A 19,908-nucleotide genomic window follows, 5' to 3' on the forward strand; every position below is an offset into this window, starting at 1 on the left:
ATGGGCCCGTGCCAGGGCCGGGGCTGCCGTGAGATCATCCTTCGGGAGATCGCCAGGATCACCGGAACCCCCTACGCGGAGATCCCTCCCGGAACCATCCGTCCCCCGGCAAAACCCGTCAAGCTCGCTCTGCTGGCGGAATCGAAGGAGGACTGATTTCTCCCGGAGCCTGAACGGGGGATCGGCATAAGGGTACTCGGACTGTGCGGAGTCCGTATGAGCGGGGCGGCGTAAAAGCCGCCCCGTTTTGTGGAGAGTCGTTTCGGAAAGACCGTATCCCGTGGCGTTTGCGAAAACGGTATAATGCTTTTCGAAGGGATGTGCGCGCATCGGATGAAGGGACGACGGAGCGCGAAAAACGTCTCGTTCCGGGGAGGGATCGAAAAATGATGCTGCTCAAGGATGTTCTCGACCGAGGTGACATCGAAAAAGGCAACGTGATCATCTACCAGTGGAAGAAGGAAGAAGTCGTCCAGGGCAAGCTCATGATCCAGACGAAGCTGCGGGATCTCTTTGCCGCCTTCATGGTGGAGCGTGTGGAGGATGCGGTGATCTTCGACTATTACGGGGCTTTTCCCAACGAAAACATCGTGGCGGTCTTCAAACCCTTCACGACTCAGGAGATCTCCCTCGCCATGTGGAAACGATTCGAGTCGAGAATGTGCACGGACACGATCGATTTGTTGATCAACCGCTTGCTGGACATCTTTTCCGAGGGAATTCTCATCCGGGATCACAAATACTTCGAGGTGAAACGCAAGGAGTCCTTCTCCACCTTCCGTCTCATCGAAGTGGATGAAAACCTCGCGAGAAAACTGCAGAAGGAGTACGACAAAAACCGGAAGGACGCGCAGGAGGATCGGGGAGACGCCGCGGAGGAACTTTCCCGGCTTCTCTCGGGAGAATATCGCGGCAAGAAGAGGTTCTGACCGAAGAGGAAATGCCGGGTTCTCCCCGGTCCCGTCTTGTGACGGCAAGCTGCAAAGCCCTTGCGGGAAGGCTTTGACGCTTTGAAAAGGAAAGGATGATGCCTTGTGGCGAATGCCCTCAAAAGTGGGCGATATCGGGTGGTGAAGGGCTACTGCGACATCACCACCTCCGAGGAGAGCGCAAGTCTCGTCGCCTTCTACGCGATCATCGACAACGGAAGCATCTACAGCGTGCAATGCCGTCTGGTGGAAGAGGGGGTCCCTTTCCCCGGAATCCGCGGAGAGTGGACGAAATACATCCCCTTCGTGCTCGGCTCGGATGTCTGCCCCTCCAGGGAGGTTCTCCAGAACGTCATCAGCCAGGCTCTGGCGGCGGTACGCCCCTCGGAGCTGCTGGAGACGAACGGCAAGGCCGCACGGGACATGGAGGCCAAGCTGAACGACTACGGGACCTCGGCGCTCAAGGCGGAGGTGCACGCCTTCGTCCGGGTGGAGAACGCCGCGGACGACGAGATCCGTCCCTTTCTCCCCTCCCGGGGAGCGGCTCAATCGCCGGAGGAAGGCGAAGCGTCCTCACCGGAAGGAGCGGAAACGGGTGAGGGCGCGACGGAGGAGAAGGAATCCGTCGTCTATGTGAACTGTACTGCCATCATCGACCCTTTGAAGGGAAAGGCGGCGAACCGGTTCAAGGAAGGCGAGATGGTGGTGGTGAAACTTCCCGAGGAATCGGTGCTCTATTCCCTCATCTCCAAGGCCAGGAAGGGACTTTTCGACGGCAAGGTGGAGGGGCGTGTTCTTCGGGTGGAGGCGCGTACCGAGGAGTCAACGCTCATGGAACTTGAAATTACCAAGGGATTCCGGGGGCTTCTTTCCGCCCAGAACTCGCTCATGCTGCGACAGGGGCACCTCGATGAAGGGGTTCCGGGGGAGGGCGGGGCGAAAAAACCGCTTCCTCCCGCAGTGTTCTTCGGTATCCTTGCGGGTGTCCTCGTCATGGTCCTTTTTTTCATCTATCGGTTCCTCTTCTGAATTTTTTAAAAGTTTCTCTTTCGATCCGAAACCCTTCTTTTCAGTGGCGGCACACGGCATGTCCGAAGAACCAAGTTTTGTAGAGGGGAGGTCGTGCCATGCAGGACGAGGAAGAGGAACGTCTCCGGGGGCAGAGAGAGCTCCGGGCGGAGCAGCGCCGGATGGAGCAGCTTTTCGCGAGCTCCCTTGAAGGAGTGGTGCTCCTTGATGCCGGTGGGCGGATACTGCGGGTGAACCGCTCTTTCTGCGATCTTTTCGGGTTCGCCTCCCTCGGAGAGGTGGTGGGGAAGGAACTGGACGTTCTCGTCTCCATGGGGGACAAGTATGCCGAGGCCTCGGACCTCACCGCCCGCATTCTCCGGGGGGAAAAGGTGGCCGTAGAGGTGCTCCGGTATCGCACGGACGGAAGCCCCCTGTACGTGGATCTCCTGGGGACGCTCATTCTTCCGGAAGAGCCCGAGGGCGATCTGGAGTACTATGTGATCTACCGGGACATTTCGGAGCGCAAACGGGCGGAGGCGGAGTTGCGCGAGAGCCTCGGTCGGCTTGAGAAGGCCTGGGAGCAGACCATCCAGATTCTCGCCTCCGTGGTGGAGCTGCGCGATCCCTACACGGCGGGGCACCAGCGGCGCGTGGCCGTTCTCGCTCAGGCCGTCGCCCGGGAGTTGGGCCTGTCCGAGGCGGAAGTGCGCGGCGTGTACCTTGCCTCGCTGGTGCACGACGTGGGCAAGATCACCGTTCCCGCGGAGGTGCTGAGCAAGCCCGGAGTCCTGAGTTCCGTGGAGTTCGCGCTCATCCGGACCCACGCCGGAGCCGGATACGACATTCTCCGGAACATCGACTTTCCCTGGCCCGTGGCGGAGATCGTCCTGCAGCACCACGAGCGCCTCGACGGCTCGGGCTACCCCAACGGACTTTCCGGAGAGACCCTCCGGACGGAAGCACGCATTCTCGCCGTGGCGGACGTGGTGGAGGCCATGGCGTCGAACCGTCCCTACCTTCCTTCCCGCGGTCTCGAAAAAGCCCTTGAGGAAATCTACGAGGGCGCGGGCAAACGCTACGACGCCCGTGTCGTGGCATCCTGCCGGCATCTATTCCGGGAGGGTTTCGCCTTTCCCGCTTTTCCCCTCTAGCTCTTCGGACCGCCCTTTCCAGGGTGGAGTCTGTGTTCGGAAATACCCGCCGTTTTTTATCCCTCCATCGGAAGCGGAGGCTCATAGTTGGGGCCCATGAGCTTCTTCCAGTCCACGTTGTCCGCCAGGAGATCCGGGCATGTGGCGTCGGGATAGAACCAATGACGCCCCAGCCCCTGGAGCACCTGGTACCATTCGTGCACGTCCGGGGCGGCCACATTGCCGTTCAGCGTGATGCGCCGCAGTTCCCGATAGACCAGAGCGGTCATCTGATTGCCGTCCAGGACGGAAATGCTCTTCTCGTAGAACTCGACGAGGAAGAAATAGGACAGGCCGCCGAGTTGGTAGATGATCTCCTGCCATTTTGCGGGAACTTTGTAGGTCTGCGCCAGAAGGACCTTGCTCCGGCGGCTCTTGCCGGGATTTTTTCGGTTCAGGACGAAGAGGAGCGAATCCGGGTCGATGTGGCGCAGTTCGTCGTACTTGCGGATCAGCAATTCCGCCAGGGGTTTGTACCGGGCGTTGCAGATCTCGAAACCGAGAAGTTCTTCCATGTGACCGATCCCTGCTTTCCTTAAGAAATGTGGACAGATGCGAATGATGCGGCTTCCGGACCCGCGAGACGACGTCCTCCGAAACGACGGGATCGAGAAGAGGAAAAGCGCCGGAGAAACGCCCGGCGGTTTTGCGGCGGGAGGGCGCGCCCGTGCGGTGCCCCTGTTCCGAGGGAAGGACGGTCTCTTCGGGGAAACGCCTCCGGCGACGTTCACGGTGAAAACCCGACGAGACCGTCTTTGATTCTAACAGCAGGGAGACTCCCTTTCAACGCAGGGTTGCGTCCCGTCGCCTCAACGGCGTTTCCGGGGTGGATCGGCGATGCCGTAGGGGGAGTCCTTTTCATTTCTTTTTGTTGGAAAAACGAGAGGCTCGTCCGCCTCGCAGGAGGCCGAGGGGGTATGGTCCGGCTGGTCGAGGAAGGCCAGGGCGAGTTCAAGAGGACAACCGTAGAAGGTTGTGCCGTGCCCCCGGTGGGGGAACTCGAAGAAAGAGGCCTTTTCCAGGCTCGACGCGACCCGGCGTCCCCATTCGGGGGGCGTGATGGGATCGTAGCTCCCGGCGAGAACCAGCGTGGGAATAGCCCCGGAGACCGGCGCGTTCACGTCGGGGGAGGCCGTTCCGTTGTTCCAGAGAGCGCAGGCGGCGAACTCGCCGGGAAAGGGATCGTAGCCCCGCAGGGTCGAGGGGAGGCGTTCCAGGTTCTCCAGCACTGTCTCGGGGTTGTTCGCCGAAGCCTCGTCCCGGCATTTTACCGAATAGTACAGGCCGTCGCTGGACCAGCTGCTTCCCTCCTCGTAGTAGCGGCAAAGGGCTGCCGTGTCCCCGGCCCGGATCTGGGCCAGGAGGAGGGGGAAATAGGGGAGGAGCGTCTCGTCGTAGAGGAAGTCGAAGAGGAGGTTCACCAGGTCCCATCCGGTGAAGAGCATGGGGAGCGGCTTCGGCTCGTCCTCGTATTGGAGGGAGAGCCGAAGCGGTTTTCGGTTCAGCCGCGTCACCGTCTCGTAGAAGTTCCGCTCCAGGTCGGGAAAGGCGGCGGCGCAGCGGGAGTCGGCTTTACAGGTGTCGAAGAAGTACCGGAAGGCCCGGAGCATGTTCTCCGGGGCCTCCTCGTATTCCCCGGCCTGGGGGGGAACACAGGAATCGAGAATGGCGCTCCGCACTCCTTCGGGAGTGCGCCGCATCACCTCCAGGGCCAGCCTGGTTCCGTAGGAGATGCCGTAGAGGTTCCATTGCGGGATGCCCAGAGCGCGCCGCAGATCCTCCACGTCGGCGGCACTCGCCGCCGTGTCGTAGCATTCGAGGGTGACGCCGAGCCCCCGGAGACGGACCGCGCAGGCCCCCACCGCGGAAAGCAGTTCCTCCTCGTGCTCTCCCGCGGTGAGATGGCGGTCCCGGGTGCGGTCCCACATGTCGTAGAGTTCGGGACACTCCAGGGAGGGGGTGGAAAACCCCGTTCCCCGCTGGTCGAAGAGGATCAGATCGCGCTTTTCGAGAAAGGGGGACTCCTCCCAATCCTCCAGAGAAGGCAGCGTGGGATCCCCTGGTCCCCCTTCGAGAAAGAGCACCGGGTTGGGTGCCGGAGAGGGGGAGGAGCTGCGGAGGATCGCCACGGCGATGCGCACGAGTGCCGATTCGGAAGGATTCGCCCTGTTTTCGGGAACGACGAGGACGCCGCAGGACACCCGTCCCCGCAACGCCCTGGGGATCTCCATGGGGCACGGTCCCGGAACGAAGCGGGGGAGTCCCTCCCGAAGCACCGGAGGAAAGGGGAGCTGCAATGGCTCCCGTGACGCCGGCGCGGTCCCGACCTGGGCCGGAAAAAACGCACCGGGCAGGGTCGCGGGAATGTGCTGCGCCGAGACCTGTCCCGGAAGCGTCAGCAGCAGCGCGGCGAACCCTCCGAGGAGGAGCATCGCGAAGCGGTTGAAAACTCCGTTCCGTGGAAAGCGCATCACGGCGTCCCTGTTTCTAGTAGGACGCGGGTTTGCGCCCGAGGGAATACTTGCCGTTTCGTCCCGTCCCCCCCGGGGTGGCACCGCCGTGGACGGCCACGGCCATGCGGCGCTCCGTCCAGCGGGCGAGGCGCACGAAGGGAAGGCCCAGGAGAAGGTAGATGATCGCCACCAGGATGCCCGTGCCGAAGTAGTCGTAATAGGTAGTGGCAAGCTGTCCGTAGGCCTTGGTGAGATCCACCATGGTGATGACCGACACGAGGGACGAGTCCTTCAGCAGGGAGATGAAGTCATTCGTCACCGGCGGCAGGGAGACGCGGATGGCCTGGGGAAGCACCACATGACGCAGTGCCTCCCATCGGGACATGCCCAGGGCGAGGGCCCCCTCCATCTGAAGGCGCGGCACCGAGAGGAGCCCCGCCCGGTAGTTCTCCGCCTCGTAGGCGGCGTAGTTGAGGCCGAGGCCCAGAACGCCCGCAACGAAGGGACTGAGTTTGATGCCGATGTGGGGAAGCCCGTAGAAGATGAAGAAGAGCTGGATCAGCACGGGAGTCCCCCGGATGAACTCGATGTAGAGCACGGCGAGGTGCGAGAGGAGTGACGGACCGAAGATGCGGGTCATGGCCAGGAAAAGCCCGAGAACGATGGCCAGAGCCATGGCGGCGAGGGAGACCTCCATGGTGACCACCGCGGCCCGCCCCAGAATGGGCAGAAAGCCCGCGTAGCGTTTCAGGCGCAGCGCCAGAGTGAACTCGGGTTTCTGGTGTTCCGCCCATTCCTGAAAGCGCGAGGGGGCCTCCTTCGCGGGGGAGAAGTCCTGGAACAGATCCGCCATGACGGGGCTCCAAAGATTCCACCGGTCGTAGATGCGCCGCAGCTCCCCGGAATCCCGGAGGTGCACCACTGCCTCGTTGATCTTCCGGAGCAGCTCCGTGTCCTCCTTGCGGAGGGCGATGCCGTACTCCATCTCTCCGATGGGGCCGCCCACGAACTTGATCTCCGGGTTGAACCCCGCGTAGTAGATGGCGATGGGTGCGTCGAAGAGCGTGGCGTCAAGGCGCCCGTTCTGCAGATCCGTGTAGGCGTTGATCTCGTCCTCGTAGGTGCGGATGTCCTTCACCCCCGCGTCGACGAGGGTGAAATAGGCGTAGGATTGCTTGAGAGTGCCCACCACCTTGTCCGTGCAGTCCTCCAGGGAGGTGATGCCCTTTTCGTCCCGCCGCACCGAGAGCTGGAGAAAGGTGCGGTAGTAGGGAATGGAGAAGTTCACTTCCTGCTTGTGCTCCGGGGTGATCTCCAGGCCGTTGATGGAGATGTCGTAGAGGTGGCGCTGCAGCCCCGGAATCAGGTTATCCCAGCCGTTCTGCACGAACTCGGCCCGCATGCCGAGATAGTCCGCGATTTGCTCGACGATCTCCACTTCGAAGCCGATGAGCATGTCCGGATCGGCGGGGTCGGCGAACATGAACGGCGCGCCGCCTTCGGTGTCGCCTCCCCATTTCAGGGCGGGCTTTTCCGCCGCGGCGGATCCCGGGATGCCCGGAACGAGGCAAAGCGTCAGAACGAGGACAAAAAGCGGAAAGAGAACGCGGACGATCTGTCCTGCCATCTTCCACTCGTCCGGCGACGCGGAGCGGTGTCGCTCGTGGGCCATCATGCCACCTCCTCCGTGAAGTGCCGCAGAAACTCACGGGTTCGTTCGTTCTTGGGTGTGGTGAAGAGCACGTCGCCGTCGTCCTTTTCGACGATCTCCCCGCCGTCCATGAAGACGATGTAGTCCGAGGCGTTTCGGGCGAAGCGCATGTGATGGGTGACGATGATCTGGGTCATTCCCTCCGCGTCGAGGTCCTTCATGACCTGGAGCACCTCGTTCACCAGCTCCGGGTCCAGGGCCGAGGTGGGCTCGTCGTAGAGCATCACCTTGGGATTCATCGCCAGAGCCCGGGCGATGGAGGCACGTTGCGCCTGGCCTCCCGAGAGCGTCGCGGGATAGCGGGCGGCTAAATCCTTGAGCCCCACCTTGGCGAGCAGGCGCAGCGCATTCTCCCTGGCCTGGTCGGGGGCCTCCTTCTTGACCACCAGGGGGGCGAGCATGACATTGTCGAGAACCGTCTTGTGGGGGAAGAGGTTGACGCTCTGAAACACCATTCCGACGTTCTTGCGCATCTGGGCGCAGGCTTCCAGGAAGGGGCGGTCCAGATGTTCTTCCGTGCCGGTACGGCTCACGGTGACGCCGGCGATGGTGATGTTTCCGGAGTCGAGGTATTCCATACAGTTGAGGCACCGTAAAAATGTGGATTTGCCGCACCCGGAAGGACCGATGACCGAATCGAGGTCCCCCTCCCGAATGTCGATGGAGACATTTTTGAGTACTTCTCCATCCTCGAAACTCTTGCAGAGGTTTTCCACGTGGATCAGGGGTGCACCCACTTTGGTCAACCCATACCACCTCCCTTGAATATGGAAGCCGAAGTAGGCATAGCATGACAGAAATCGCCGAAAAAGCAACGGCCTGGAGAAGTATTTCCCGGAGTTTTCTCCGTTTGAAAGAGTTCTGTCATCTTTTCCGCAGGAAGGGGTGCCGGGACTCTCTTCCGTTTCTTGCCGATCCTGCGTGCACCTTCTGCAAAAGGGGTGTTCCGGTGTGCGGTGGCCGCGAGAGTCGTGTGCGTTCCGCCGTGCGAAAAAGTTTCCATGGTGTTCGAAGGCCGTCTGCGGCGATGTGTCGCACTTTTCCAGGAGTGCCTTTTCGTGTTCGAGGGACAGGTTCATGCGGAGGTAGCAGCTCGGCTCCGGTGCCGTCGATGGGGTTGTGGCGCAGGGTGCGGAAGCGGTGGCTGCCTTGGGGAAGAGATTCAGGGAAGCTCTGATGAAAAGAGTTCCCCTCGCTCTCGATCGCATCGCGTTTTCGCGAGTTCGGTTCGGCGTTCTTCAGAGGTTTCTCAGTTTCGAAGGAACCGGAGATGCATCGTGAAGAGGAGGAGTGCTCCCAGGATGATCCATCCGTCCGCGAGGTTCAGCGACAGGGAGCCTCCGAAGAGATGGAAAGGAAGGGGAATGCGGAGGTAATCCGTGACGGCTCCGAAGAGGAGGCGGTCCGCGACGTTGCCCAGGGCGCCGCCCCAGAGCAGGGCGAGTCCCGGAAGAAAAGAAGACGTTCTGGCTTCGGAGGACGGCATCGTCGTGCTTTTCCGCTTCCGTGCCTCTTCATCGGAAGGGGCGTGTCCCGCGGAGCGCAGAAAGAGCGCCGTCCCCGCCGCGAGAACGGCGAGACCGAACAGGCCGAGAAGGAACCCCCGCTCCCGAAAGAGCCCGAAGGCGATCCCCCGGTTTTGGGAGAGGCAGAGCAAGAGCCCCGGGAGTTTCCCCCCGCAGGGGAGAAGGTGTTCCCGGGCCCAGAGTTTCAGTACCTGGTCCGACGCGATGGCGACGAGGACGATCCGGAGAAAGGGAAAGGGGCGACGGAGCCGGGGCATGTTTCTCACCGTCTCTGTTCGGTGCGTCGCCGTGCAGGTTCGACGGATGCGCCGGTCATGCGCTTTCCCCGGAGGCGTCCTCCGGCTCGTGCTGCGGTATGCCCTTCATGGTGAGGGAGATGCGCCGCCGCGGGATGTCCACTCCCTCCACGGCCACGCGGACGCGCTGCCCCGGCGAGACGAGTTCCGACGGATCGGCCACAAAGCGGTCCGCCATGCGGCTCACGTGAACGAGTCCGTCCTGATGCACCCCCACGTCCACGAAGGCGCCGAAGGCGGTGACGTTGGAGACCACGCCCTGGAGGATCATGCCGGGCACGAGATCCTCCAGAGTGGTGACGCCCGGCGCGAAGCACACCGCCTCGAAGCTCTTCCGCGGGTCCCGTCCGGGTTTGGCGAGTTCCGCGAGGATGTCCGCAAGGGTGGGCAGCCCCACTCCCTTCCGTACGTACCGGGCGGGGTCGATGCGGCGGCGGAGCGTCTCCTCCGCGAGGAGGTCCGCTACGTTGCAGGCCAGGTCGCGGGCCATCTCTTCCACGATGTCGTAGGCATCGGGATGGACGGCGCTCGCGTCGAGGGGGTTCTCGCCGTCCCGGATGCGCAGGAATCCCGCGGCCTGTTCAAAGGCCTTGGGACCCAGCCGGGGCACCTTGCGCAGCTCCTTCCGGCTTCGGAAGGGGCCGTGTTCGTTCCGGAAGGTGACGATGTTCGCCGCGAGCTGGGGGCCGAGGCCGGACACGTAGGAAAGCAGCTCGCGGCTGGCGGTGTTCAGGTCCACACCGACGCTGTTGACGCAGGAGGTCACCACGTCGTCCAGAGCCTGCCGGAGCAGCTTCTGGTCCACGTCGTGCTGGTACTGGCCGACGCCGATGGACTTGGGGTCGATCTTCACCAGTTCCGCGAGAGGATCCTGGAGACGCCGCCCGATGGAGACCGCCCCGCGGACCGTCACGTCCTGGTCGGGAAATTCCTCCCGCGCCACGTCGGAGGCGGAATAGATGGAGGCGCCGCTCTCGTTCACCATCACCACGAGAGGATTTCCCGGCAGCTCCGCGCCCCGGAGAAAGGCCTCGGTCTCCCGCCCCGCCGTGCCGTTGCCCACCGCCACGGCCTCCACGCCGTGCCGTGCCGCAAGGTCCCGAACGAGGCGGAGCGCCTCTTTCGCGCTCTCCTTGCCCGTGTGGGGATACATGACCGCCGTCTCCAGGAGCTTCCCCTCCGGAGAGAGCACCACCAGCTTGCACCCCGTGCGCAGGCCGGGATCGACGGCGAGCACCACCTTGCGCCCCAGCGGCGGGGCGAGGAGCACTTCCCGGACGTTGCGGGCGAAAACCGTCACGGCTTCGGCGTCGGCGTTGCGCTTCAGGGCGTTCCGCAGTTCCGTCTCCATGGAGGGCGCCAACAGCCGGGTGTAGCCGTCGGCCACGGCTGCCCGGACCTCCGCTCCGTCCGGGCCTGTCGTTTTGACGAAGAGGCGTTCCAGCAGGGTCAGGGCCTCCTCCTCCGGAGGAAGCAGCGACAGGGAGAGGAATCCCTCCCGCTCCCCCCGGAAGAGGGCGAGCACGCGGTGGGAGGGAGCCTTCGCCGCAGGCTCGTTCCAGGCGAAGTAGTCCCGGAACTTCGCTCCCTCTTCCTCCTTGCCCTTCTTCACTCTGGAGGCGAGTGCGGCCTTGGCGGCGAAGAGCTGCCGCAGGGACGCCCTTGCGGTACCGTCCTCGCTCACCCACTCTGCCATGATGTCGCAGGCTCCGTCCAGAGCGTCGTCGACGTTCTCCACGCCCTTTTCGGGGTCCACGTACTCCTTCGCCGCCGCGGCGGGATCGGTGCCGCACTGTTGCCACAGGAGAGCCGCCAGCGGTTCCAGTCCCTTTTCCTTGGCGATGGTCGCCCGGGTGCGTCGTTTCGGTCGGAAGGGGAGGTAGATGTCCTCCAGACGAGCCAGGGTGGGGGCCTCCTCCAGGTTGCGCCGGAGTTCCTCCGTGAGCAGCTCCCGTTCCTCCAGGGACTTGAGGATCGCCTCCCGGCGCTTGTCCAGCTCCTCCAACTGAGCGAGGCGATCCCGGATGGAAAGGAGCGCCACTTCGTCGAGGGAACCCGTCGCCTCCTTCCGGTAGCGGGCGACGAAGGGGATGGTACATCCCTCGGCGAAGAGTTCCGCCGCCGCCGTCACCGATTCGGGACGCAGATGAAGTTCCTCCGCGACGAGCGCGGTGTGGCGGGACGTCATCGCTCCGGTCCTTCGTTGTGTCCGTTTCCGAACCAGAGCGCCTCCGCGCCGAGTACCCGGTAGACCAGGTCCACCGCGAGCCCCCGGGAGAGCGGCGCTTCGGGGCGGAAGGCGGTGCCCCCCTCCACGCCGGTGAGCGCTCCCAGCGCGTCCAGCCCTCGGAGCGCTTTGTCGAGGCGGCTGCCCGCAGGAACGTCGCCGTAGAGCGGCGTCGGCACCTCCGGGGTGTCGGCGGAGAGGTCGAAAAGTTCCGCCAGGGCGCGGACGAATTCGCTCCGGGTGACGAAGCGCGCCGACGCGACGGGGCGGAACGGCTGGGGAGCACGCTCGCCGAGGGCCGCAACGCGGGCAAGCAGGCGGACCGCCTCGGCGGGGGCAAGAGGCTCATCCACGCCGAAAATGCCCTGGAGGCGCCCTTTCTTCGCCGTCGCGAGCAGGGTGTTCAGATCGTCCAGGCGCGGTGCCGGTGCCGTGGGATACGCCCGGGGCTCCAGCAGTTCCCGGACGGTGGCGAGCTGCACCGCCGCCCAGTAGGGGTGGTTTCTGGGCACGTCGCTATAGCGGAGCAGGGCGAGGACGCTTCCCGCTTCGAGAAGGCTTCGCTGCACGAGAAGGGGGTTCACTTTCCGGGGAGGGATGCCGCCGCGCACCGCCGCCGCGGCGATGGCCCCCGCGGCCTGTCCCGTGAACATGCAGATAGGCTGCAGGCGCAGCGCCCCGGAGGTGAGGCGGGTCATGGAGAGGTTCTTCTCCGCCGCAACGAGTCCGTCCACTTTTTCGGGAATGAAGATCTCGAAGGGCACCTGAAAGGGACCCCGGGGCTTGTTTTCCGCCGTGGACTCGGCGGTCTCCCCGAAGCGCGCCTCCAGCGCCTCGGTCTCGCTGGAGCCGTGCAGATCCAGGATGTATCTTCCTACCGCGAGGGACGTAGGCTGCTCGAAGCCCGGTCCGCCCGCCAGGTAGCTCTCGGAGTTCCGCCGCAGCTCCGTCGAGGTGAGGGTCTCCAGGCCCACGAGGCGCCGGCTCTCCCGCACGTAGGGCATGGGCGGGAAGCGGCGCACGAGGGGCGCGTACTCCTCGGGAACGATGCCCCGCACGATCTCCAGATTCGCCGGACTGTCGAACTCGTCGTCCGCCACCGACCAGGACAGGCCCAGTTCGTTCTGCACGTAGTAGAGGAACTGGAGCGTCTTGAGCAGTGCCCGGGCGTTCGTCTCCCGGCGGAAGGCCCCGTCCTCGAAATAGCGTACGGGAAGGCCGCTCCGCCCCTCGTAGCCGGGCTTGCCCGGATAGTCGTTGCACCAGTTGACCCCCGTCTTCGAGAGGAGAAGCCAACTGTAGGCGGTGGAGGCGTCGGCGTTTCCAGGGGCGGAGGAGTCCGGCAGGCCCCGGTAGGCGTTGTGGCTGTGGAAGTTCACCGGCAGCTTCACCGGGTATCCCCAGAAACGGTTGCCGTCCCTGGTGAGGTAGCTCCGGAAGAGTTCCACCCGCTCCTCGTAGCCGGGAGGAGGCGTGGACATCCGCAAGTGCTCCGGAATGCCCCTGGGATAGGCCTTCATTACCGCCACCCAGGTGATGTCCTGAATCCGGGCGTCGAGATCGAGGAAAGGCGTCTCCGCGTTGCCCGCCCGGTAGGCGGCCCCCGCCAGGGGCAGCACGTCCCCGTATTCCGTGGCGTCCACCAGAACCTTGCAGCGGAGGAGCGTCGGCGTGCCGTCCAGGTTTGCCAGCACTCCCGTGACGGTGGTGTCCTGCCTGTCCTTGAGAACCTGGATCACCGAAGAGCGCAGGAACAGGTCGAGCGTGCGGGGCGTTCGGTCCCGAAGGGCCGCGCCGCTGCGGGTCTCCTCGAAGAGCGACAGAAGCGCCGCCTCCCCCACCGAAGGTTCGAAGGCGATGGTGAAGGGAACCCAGTAGCAGGTGCCGGTGGATTTGCCCAGCGCGTCGTAGTGGGCTTTCACCTTGGCGAGGAATTCCTCGTAGATGCCGGACCAGTTGGCGTACATGTCGTCCATGGTGGACACCGCCGCCGCGGTCATCTGGCCTCCGACGACGTTCGTCTCCTCCAGAAGCGCCACCCGGGCGCCGCTCCGTGCCGCCTGGAGCGCCGCCGCCGTACCGCCCGCACCGGCTCCCACCACGATCACGTCGTAGTCGCGCTCTGCCGTTGCGGCGGAAGCCGTCGTGACAGTGCCGAACAGTGCAGCCATCAGCAAGACCGCAAGGATGAGACGTCTTCTCGTCGCAGCGGAAAAGCACAGTTCTCTCCTGTGCATGGGCTCTCGACTCCTTTCGTTTCTGCGCCTTCTCTATGCATTCCGTTCCATGTTGCCCGATTCCCAGCATGATACCCCGAAGGAGGACAAGAAGGAACCGCATTGTCCGCGATTTCCCCGGAAGGATTTCGGTTCGTTCCGCCGAACGGCTTCCTTAGATTGCCTTTCCGACGGGGATACAGTAGGATGATGTGCGTCGTCGGAAAGGCCCTTCTTCGCTGTGATCATCGTTTTCGTTCCTTCCACGGAACATCCCGTAGTCGCCTCCCCCCACCTTCGACACCCGGTCTTTTCTGTCGGCTCTTCACAGGGACGCTCCTCGGGGGAGGGGAAACAGACTGAAAGAAAAGAGGAAAACGCTCATGGAGTACATCGCTTCCAACAAGGTCGCATGGGAGGACGCTTTCAACAACAGAGACGGCGCATGGGGAGAGGATATCGTCGAGAGAGTGCACCGCGAAGCATATCCGTTCTTTCAGAAAGACATGGCGGACGTTTTGAAGAAATACGACATGAAGGGCAGGCGTCTTGCACATTTCTGTTCCAACAACGGACGAGAGCTGCTTTCTCTGGTGAAATCCTCCGGGGCCGGAGAGGGGATCGGCTTTGACATCGCAGAAAATCAGGTCGAATTTGCGAATAGAAAGTCAAAGGAATTGAAAATAAACTGCAGGTTTATTGCGACCAATATTCTGGACATCGGCGAAGACTATTCGGGGTATTTCGACGTCGCGTTGATAACTATCGGAACGCTGTGCTGGTTCAAAAATCTCGGCCCGTTTTTTGACAAAATTTCGCAATGCCTGTCCCGGAACGGTTTTCTGCTGATCAATGAACAGCATCCTGTGACGGACATGCTTTGTGCTCCCGGAGAAGAGCTTTATGACGAAGCAACTCCGACGGTGTTGAGAAACTCGTATTTTGGAAAGGAATGGATTGACAACGGAGGCGCGCAGTACATTACAAAAAAGAGCGACTGTTCCAAAAAATTCACCAGTTACTCCCATTCTTTTTCGGAAATCGTGAACTCTCTTTGCCATTCCGGAATGAATATCATCCAGTTGCAGGAGTTTGATTACGATATTTCAGGTATGTTTGAGCACCTGGATCACAAAGGAGTTCCCCTGTCGTATGTTCTCGAGGTGAAAAAATAGCGGAGTTCCACGTGGGTGTATGAGCGAATTGCGATGGCTCCGTCGCCCTGACGCGTTTCCGAGGCGTTCGTGCCCTGACGGGAAGCCGCTTCTCGGTCCGGAAGATTCTTGTTGTGTGCAATCTTGTTCTCCCGATGAGAATACTGTATAATCTTTGGTATTCCTCTCTGTCGAGAGGCCGGTGCAAGAGAATCCGACCAGTCGACGCTGTGCCTGGAGAAAAAATCCGGGCTCAAGGATGGTGTTGACGGGAGAGAAGGAGCTGGAAACCGAATGAAAGGTACAACCCGGACGCTGCTCGCCGATGTGGGGCTCGCCTCGGTGGCACTTTTCTGGGGCATCGGTTTTGTTGTAATGAAGGATGCCCTCGTGTTCTTTCCTCCCTTTTCCCTTCTCGCGGTGCGGTTTTTTCTGGCGGGAGGACTGCTGGTCCTGATTTTTTCGAAGTCCCTGCGGGGCACGACCCTGAAGGATCTCAAAATCGCCGCGGGGGTGGGGCTGTTTCTTTTTCTCGGCTTCGCCACCCAAACCGTGGGGCTCCAGTACACCACGGCGGGAAAGCAGGCCTTTCTCACCGCCAGTTATGTGGTGCTCGTTCCCTTTGCCGCCTGGGCACTGCGACGAAGAATTCCGGAATGGAATGCCTTTGCCGCCTCCTTTCTCTGTCTCGTGGGAACGGCCCTGCTCACTCTGCAGGAGAGCTTCTCCATCTCCCTCGGCGACGGGCTCACTCTTGCCTGTGCCGTGTTCTATTCCCTGCACATCGTTTCCCTGGAAGCCTTCGCGCCCCGCATGGACGCGTATCGCCTGGCCACGCTGCAGCTTCTCTTCGTCTTCTGTTACGCCGCACTCTGCGCTCCCTTCTTCGAAACGATTCCGGACCTCACGCAACTCGGGGGAAGGGCGTGGTGGAGCATGGCCTATCTCGTGCTCTTCTGCACCACCGGAGCCTTTCTCATCCAGACGGTCGCACAGAAATTCACGCCCTCCACGCACGCATCCATTTTCCTGAGTCTCGAATCGGTGTTCGGCGCCGCCGCGGGGATCCTGCTCATGGGAGATCTCTTCACCTCCCCCATGGTGACGGGATGCGTTCTCATCCTGGCGGCGGTTTTCCTTACGGAGATGCAGCCGGAACTCCTTCTCGCCCGCTTTCGCAAGGCTTTTTCCGAAGGGCGCCCCTGAGAGAGGAATGTTTCTTTCTCCGAGGCCGAAAGACGAGAGGGGAAGGTTTCGCCTTTCTCCCGTTTCTTTGAAAGCGATTCGGAACAATCACGGTCGCTCTCCCCGAGAAATCGATGCAGGAAAACCGGTACACGGAAAAAAACACAGCAAGGTCCCGGAGTTTCGAACACCTGTTGCAATGTGGTCATTTCAAGGGAGAGTGTTTCGTCGGGAGATGTCATGGGTGCGTTGCTGTGTCATGTCGAAAGCGAGGTGGAATGGAGAGTGACCGAGGATATGAGAGAGAATTCCGAAGTGTTGCGAAAAAGCGTGGACGATATGGCCCGGGCTCTGGCACACTTTCACGCCCTTTTCGTGCGGGAAAGTGTGGCCGTTTTGGGCGAGAGCGAGGGGAGGAAACTGGTGGAGCGTGTCGTCGCCCGTTTCGGCGAAGAACGGGGAAGGCGCATTCGTGAGGAGGTGCTGCGGCACGGCAAGGAACTCACGTGCGAGACCCTGGCCGAACACTACGACCTTCCGCTGCATTTCGCCTGGAAGGCGATGAAGCGGGAGAACGGAAGCGACATCACCTACTGCCCGATGTGCGAGGAATGGAAGGAAAAAGGCATGGTGGAGGAGGGCGAACTCTATTGTGCCATCGATTTCGCCATCGCCAGGGGCTTCTCCGAAAACCTGACCTTCTCCCGTTCCGCGACGCTGATGAAGGGCGATTCCTGCTGCTGCCACCGGTACGGAGAAGCTCCGTCGTCTGCGGGGTGCGGCTCATGAACATGGATCGGTTCGGCAAGCTCGTCTCCCTTCTGCTGTTGCCGCTCATTCTGGAGATCGTCTAACAGCGCCCTGAAGGGGTACTTCCTCAACGAGACCCCCGTCTGGAGCTTCGAGATCTCCCTCTTCCTCTACGGGACCTTCTTCATGCTGGGCGCCGCCTACTGCCACAAGGAGAAAAAACACGTCGCCGTGGACGTGATCAATCATTACCTTCCTTCACGGTGGCGCCGCATTCAGGGAATCTTCGCCGAGGGCGTGGTGCTCTTCGTGGTGCTCGTTCTCCTCTGGGTGAGCATTCCCGCCGCTTACCGCTCCACCCTCATGCGGGAGCGCTCCACCCACCAGACCCCCTTCAACCCCGAGGTGTGGTGGTACCGCTGGATCATTCCTCTGTCCTGCGCCCTCCTTTCCTGGCAGTCCTTCAAGGACATGCTCGCCCTCATCTTCCCGAAGCTCGGGAAGGCCGCGGGCGCAAAGCCCGAGTGAGGAGGGGACGGCCATGGCCCGTGAATTCTATCCGCTTCTGATGTTCGCATCGCTCTTCCTTCTCCTCGCCTTCGGCGTGCCCATCGCCTTTTCCCTCGCGGCGGTGGCCATCGTCTTCGCCTATTTCCTCTGGGGGGCGGGAGCCCTCAATCTGGTGGTCTCCGCGGCGTGGGGCTCCATGAACAACTTCGTCATCATCGCCGTGCCGCTCTTCATCTACATGGCCTATATCCTCCAGAAGACCAACGTGGTGGAGGATCTGTACAAAGCCTTTTACAAGTGGTCCGGCGGTCTTCGGGGAGGGCTCGCCGTCGCCACCGTGGTGGTGGGGGCCATCCTCGGCGCCGTTTCCGGCGTCGTCGCCGCGGGGGTCATCGGCCTCGGGTTGATCGGCCTTCCCCAGATGCTCAAGCACGGCTACAACCGCAACATGTCCCTGGGGTGCGTCATGAGCGCGGGAACCCTGGGGCAGCTCATCCCTCCCAGCACGAACATGGTGCTCTACGGATGCGTCACCGGTGTCTCCATCGGGGGACTCTTCGCGGGGGGACTTTCCGCGGGAGTGCTGCTCGCCGTTCTCTACATCGGGTATGTGCTCCTCCGGGGGCTCCTCGATCCCTCCTTCGCCCCCGCGCTGCCGCCGGACGAGCGGGCGACGATGAGGGAGAAGCTGGCCGCCCTGCGGAACGTGTTTTTGCCGGGACTGCTCATCGTCATCGTCCTCGGCTCCATCCTGATGGGAATGGCCACGCCCACCGAGGCCGCCGCCTTCGGCGCCTTCGGGGCCATGATCATCGCCTTCTTCAAGAAGCGGCTCACCTGGGAGATCGTCTACTCCTCCTGTTTCGAGACCATCTCCGTGTCCGCCATGGTGGGATGGATGATGATCGGCGCCTCCGCCTTCGGCTCGGTCTTCTCCGGGCTCGGGGGAAACACCCTCGTGGCGAACCTCGCCATGTCCATGCCGGGCGGGCCGAACATGGTCTTCGTCGTGGCGGCGCTCTTCATCTTCTTCCTCGGCATGTTCCTGGAGCCGGGGGCCATCATCTTCCTTGCGGTGCCCATCCTGGCGCCCATTCTCTCCCGGCTCGGCTTCGATCCCCTCTGGGTGGGGCTCTCCTTCAACGTGCTGCTTCAGTGCGCCTACATGTCACCCCCCTTCGGCTTCAGCCTCTTCTATCTCCAGGGAGTCGCCCCCGAGGATGTTTCCATCGTGGACATCTATCGGGCGAGCGTGCCCTTTCTGGCGCTGCAGATCCTCTGCATCATCCTGATCTTTCTCTTTCCGTCCATCGTTCTCTGGCTCCCCAGGTTCGTCTTCGGGCTTTGAGCGTTGCACTTTGCGCCTTGCGGAAGGGAACGCGGCACGACGCATCTTCGGACAGAAAGGGGTGAACGCCGAGAGAAGGAGAGTCCGTTTGGGCACCATCCACGTTCGACGCGCTTGGAAGAGAAGGAGACCTTCTGTGTATGCGGAGGCGTTTCGCGAGAGAGGAGGCTTTTGGACAACATGAGAAAAATGTTTGCCCTTGCCCTGGTGTTTCTGTTCGTCCTCGTCGGAGCCCAGGCGGCTCTGGCGGCGAAGGTGACCTGGAGACTCGTCACCCATGCCATGCCCGGAACGGAACAGCAGAAACTCGCCGAGGACTTCTGCGAGACCGTGAAGACCCTTTCCGGCGGCGAGTTCGTCATCGAGCCCTATGCGGCGGGAGTGCTCTTCCCCGTGTTCGAGTCCTTCGACGCCGTCGCCAACGGCATCGTCGACGCCGCCATGGTTTACAGCGCCTATTGGACGGGAAAGGACCCCGCGTTCATCCTCACCACCCGACCGGGGTGCCCCATCAGCACCTTCGCCGAAGGGGTCTATCTGGACGAGAAACTCTTCCCCTTCTTCGAGAAGATCTACGGGAAGTACGGCATCAAGTACCTGGGGCACATCATGGAGAGCGTCATGCCCGAGCAGCTCATGTCCGTGGTTCCCCTCAAGTCCATTGAGGACATCAAGGGAAAGAAGATCCGCTCCTCCGGCTTCGGCGCGAAGTTCTACAAAGAACTCGGCGCCTCCACGGTGTCCCTCTCCGCTCCGGAAATCTACACGGCCTTCCAGACCAAGAACATCCACGCCGCGGAGTGGACCTACTGGGATGAGAACATGCGCATGGGCTTCCAGGAAGTCGCCACCTTCGTTCTTGATCCCGCCTACCACACCGGCGTGAACGAGAACTTCCCCCTCGTGGTGAACCCCGCCCGGTGGGATGCCCTTCCCCAGAACTTCAAAGACATTCTCCTCGTCGCCCGCGACAAGGCCCGCTTCCAGGCCAGCCTGATCTACGTGGCGGAGATCAAGGCCCGGGAAAAGTGGAAATCCAATCCGAACATCGAAGTCGCAAGCTGGAGTGCTGAAGACGCGAAGAAGGCCCGCGAAGTGGGCACGAAGCTCCTTCTCGCCGAGTGCGAGGCCATCCCCGAGGGCAAGGAATACCTTGAAGTCTACCGGAACGTCCTCTGGGAACTCGGCTACAAGGACGAGGCGAAGAACCTCGGCTACGCCGAGTAGCGAACAGTGAAACCCCCTCTCTTTCGCGGTGTCGCGAGGAGAGGAGGATGACTCACGGAACAGCCGGAGGGAGGAGGACGGAGCTTAGGCTTCCGTTCTTCTCCCTCCGGCTGTTTTTCCTGAGGCCGAAAAGACATCGGTTCTCTGGCAGCAGAGCACCGTAGAGTGTATACTT

16 protein-coding genes and 1 pseudogene are annotated in these 19,908 nt (G+C 62.2%); 10 read left to right on the forward strand and 7 right to left on the reverse strand.

Annotated elements, in window-relative coordinates:
- The 4 genes and pseudogenes from Q1K49_RS09360 to Q1K49_RS09375 all read left to right on the forward strand — a co-directional run.
- Positions 1-156 (forward strand): annotated as a pseudogene (locus tag Q1K49_RS09360) ((2Fe-2S)-binding protein); the annotation flags it as partial.
- Positions 157-386: 230 nt separating this feature from the next.
- Positions 387-929 carry a hypothetical protein gene (locus tag Q1K49_RS09365; protein ID WP_300525450.1) on the forward strand — a complete coding sequence of 181 codons (543 nt, stop codon included), beginning with the start codon at positions 387-389 and terminating at the stop codon, positions 927-929.
- A gap of 105 nt (positions 930-1,034) precedes the next feature.
- On the forward strand, positions 1,035-1,958 hold the full coding sequence (locus Q1K49_RS09370) for a hypothetical protein (RefSeq protein WP_300525452.1): 924 nt from the start codon (positions 1,035-1,037) through the stop codon (positions 1,956-1,958).
- A 98-nt stretch (positions 1,959-2,056) separates the two neighbouring features.
- A complete protein-coding gene (locus Q1K49_RS09375) occupies positions 2,057-3,091 on the forward strand; it encodes an HD domain-containing phosphohydrolase (protein WP_300525455.1) in 1,035 nt (344 codons plus the stop codon).
- A 56-nt stretch (positions 3,092-3,147) separates the two neighbouring features.
- On the opposite strand, the gene Q1K49_RS09380 is transcribed toward Q1K49_RS09375, so the two are convergent.
- The 7 genes from Q1K49_RS09380 to Q1K49_RS09410 all read right to left on the reverse strand — a co-directional run bounded on the left by Q1K49_RS09380 (position 3,148) and on the right by Q1K49_RS09410 (position 13,580).
- Positions 3,148-3,645 (reverse strand): putative metallopeptidase, encoded by a 498-nt coding sequence (locus Q1K49_RS09380; RefSeq protein ID WP_213694083.1) that lies wholly within the window; start codon positions 3,643-3,645, stop codon positions 3,148-3,150.
- Positions 3,646-3,939: 294 nt separating this feature from the next.
- Entirely contained in the window at positions 3,940-5,601 is a 1,662-nt protein-coding gene (locus Q1K49_RS09385; protein WP_300525461.1) for an alpha/beta fold hydrolase, read from the reverse strand.
- 16 nt (positions 5,602-5,617) lie between these two features.
- The gene (locus Q1K49_RS09390) at positions 5,618-7,258 is read right to left on the reverse strand and encodes an ABC transporter substrate-binding protein/permease (RefSeq protein ID WP_300525463.1); all 1,641 of its coding nucleotides are present in this window, start codon (positions 7,256-7,258) and stop codon (positions 5,618-5,620) included.
- Positions 7,255-8,040: an amino acid ABC transporter ATP-binding protein gene (locus Q1K49_RS09395; protein ID WP_300525466.1), complete on the reverse strand. Its 786-nt coding sequence runs from the start codon at positions 8,038-8,040 to the stop codon at positions 7,255-7,257. The genes Q1K49_RS09390 and Q1K49_RS09395 overlap by 4 nt, the downstream gene beginning before the upstream one ends.
- A gap of 503 nt (positions 8,041-8,543) precedes the next feature.
- Positions 8,544-9,077: a signal peptidase II gene (locus tag Q1K49_RS09400; RefSeq protein ID WP_300525468.1), complete on the reverse strand. Its 534-nt coding sequence runs from the start codon at positions 9,075-9,077 to the stop codon at positions 8,544-8,546.
- Positions 9,078-9,132: 55 nt separating this feature from the next.
- A complete protein-coding gene (locus Q1K49_RS09405; protein ID WP_300525470.1) occupies positions 9,133-11,304 on the reverse strand; it encodes a Tex family protein in 2,172 nt (723 codons plus the stop codon).
- Positions 11,301-13,580, reverse strand: coding sequence for an FAD-dependent oxidoreductase (locus Q1K49_RS09410; protein WP_300525472.1), 2,280 nt, complete (start codon positions 13,578-13,580; stop codon positions 11,301-11,303). Before Q1K49_RS09410 ends, Q1K49_RS09405 begins: the two co-directional genes overlap by 4 nt.
- 362 nt (positions 13,581-13,942) lie before the next feature.
- Between Q1K49_RS09410 and Q1K49_RS09415 the strand changes: the two genes are divergently transcribed.
- The 6 genes from Q1K49_RS09415 to dctP all read left to right on the forward strand — a co-directional run bounded on the left by Q1K49_RS09415 (position 13,943) and on the right by dctP (position 19,733).
- Positions 13,943-14,734 carry a class I SAM-dependent methyltransferase gene (locus tag Q1K49_RS09415; protein ID WP_300525475.1) on the forward strand — a complete coding sequence of 264 codons (792 nt, stop codon included), beginning with the start codon at positions 13,943-13,945 and terminating at the stop codon, positions 14,732-14,734.
- A 273-nt stretch (positions 14,735-15,007) separates the two neighbouring features.
- Entirely contained in the window at positions 15,008-15,919 is a 912-nt protein-coding gene (locus Q1K49_RS09420; RefSeq protein WP_300525477.1) for a DMT family transporter, read from the forward strand.
- A gap of 219 nt (positions 15,920-16,138) precedes the next feature.
- Positions 16,139-16,687, forward strand: coding sequence for an L-2-amino-thiazoline-4-carboxylic acid hydrolase (locus tag Q1K49_RS09425; RefSeq protein WP_300525479.1), 549 nt, complete (start codon positions 16,139-16,141; stop codon positions 16,685-16,687).
- A 72-nt stretch (positions 16,688-16,759) separates the two neighbouring features.
- Positions 16,760-17,176, forward strand: coding sequence for a TRAP transporter small permease (locus Q1K49_RS09430; protein ID WP_300525509.1), 417 nt, complete (start codon positions 16,760-16,762; stop codon positions 17,174-17,176).
- Positions 17,177-17,189: 13 nt separating this feature from the next.
- Positions 17,190-18,506, forward strand: coding sequence for a TRAP transporter large permease subunit (locus Q1K49_RS09435; RefSeq protein WP_300525482.1), 1,317 nt, complete (start codon positions 17,190-17,192; stop codon positions 18,504-18,506).
- Positions 18,507-18,686: 180 nt separating this feature from the next.
- The gene (dctP, locus tag Q1K49_RS09440; RefSeq protein ID WP_300525484.1) at positions 18,687-19,733 is read left to right on the forward strand and encodes a TRAP transporter substrate-binding protein DctP; all 1,047 of its coding nucleotides are present in this window, start codon (positions 18,687-18,689) and stop codon (positions 19,731-19,733) included.
- The last annotated feature ends 175 nt before the right edge of the window (positions 19,734-19,908 follow it).

Origin of the sequence: Aminiphilus sp., assembly GCF_029975095.1 — a bacterium.
Classification (GTDB): domain Bacteria; phylum Synergistota; class Synergistia; order Synergistales; family Aminiphilaceae; genus Aminiphilus.

Excerpts from the sequence above, each read along its gene's own strand:
- Q1K49_RS09365 (WP_300525450.1), top strand. The coding sequence starts at position 387 with ATGATGCTGCTCAAGGATGTTCTCGACCGAGGTGACATCGAAAAAGGC.
- Q1K49_RS09375 (WP_300525455.1), top strand. The coding sequence starts at position 2,057 with ATGCAGGACGAGGAAGAGGAACGTCTCCGGGGGCAGAGAGAGCTCCGG.
- Q1K49_RS09380 (WP_213694083.1), bottom strand. The coding sequence starts at position 3,645 with ATGGAAGAACTTCTCGGTTTCGAGATCTGCAACGCCCGGTACAAACCC.
- Q1K49_RS09385 (WP_300525461.1), bottom strand. The coding sequence starts at position 5,601 with ATGCGCTTTCCACGGAACGGAGTTTTCAACCGCTTCGCGATGCTCCTC.
- Q1K49_RS09390 (WP_300525463.1), bottom strand. The coding sequence starts at position 7,258 with ATGATGGCCCACGAGCGACACCGCTCCGCGTCGCCGGACGAGTGGAAG.
- Q1K49_RS09400 (WP_300525468.1), bottom strand. The coding sequence starts at position 9,077 with ATGCCCCGGCTCCGTCGCCCCTTTCCCTTTCTCCGGATCGTCCTCGTC.
- Q1K49_RS09405 (WP_300525470.1), bottom strand. The coding sequence starts at position 11,304 with ATGACGTCCCGCCACACCGCGCTCGTCGCGGAGGAACTTCATCTGCGT.
- Q1K49_RS09410 (WP_300525472.1), bottom strand. The coding sequence starts at position 13,580 with ATGCACAGGAGAGAACTGTGCTTTTCCGCTGCGACGAGAAGACGTCTC.
- Q1K49_RS09415 (WP_300525475.1), top strand. The coding sequence starts at position 13,943 with ATGGAGTACATCGCTTCCAACAAGGTCGCATGGGAGGACGCTTTCAAC.
- Q1K49_RS09420 (WP_300525477.1), top strand. The coding sequence starts at position 15,008 with ATGAAAGGTACAACCCGGACGCTGCTCGCCGATGTGGGGCTCGCCTCG.
- Q1K49_RS09425 (WP_300525479.1), top strand. The coding sequence starts at position 16,139 with ATGGGTGCGTTGCTGTGTCATGTCGAAAGCGAGGTGGAATGGAGAGTG.
- Q1K49_RS09435 (WP_300525482.1), top strand. The coding sequence starts at position 17,190 with ATGGCCCGTGAATTCTATCCGCTTCTGATGTTCGCATCGCTCTTCCTT.
- dctP (WP_300525484.1), top strand. The coding sequence starts at position 18,687 with ATGAGAAAAATGTTTGCCCTTGCCCTGGTGTTTCTGTTCGTCCTCGTC.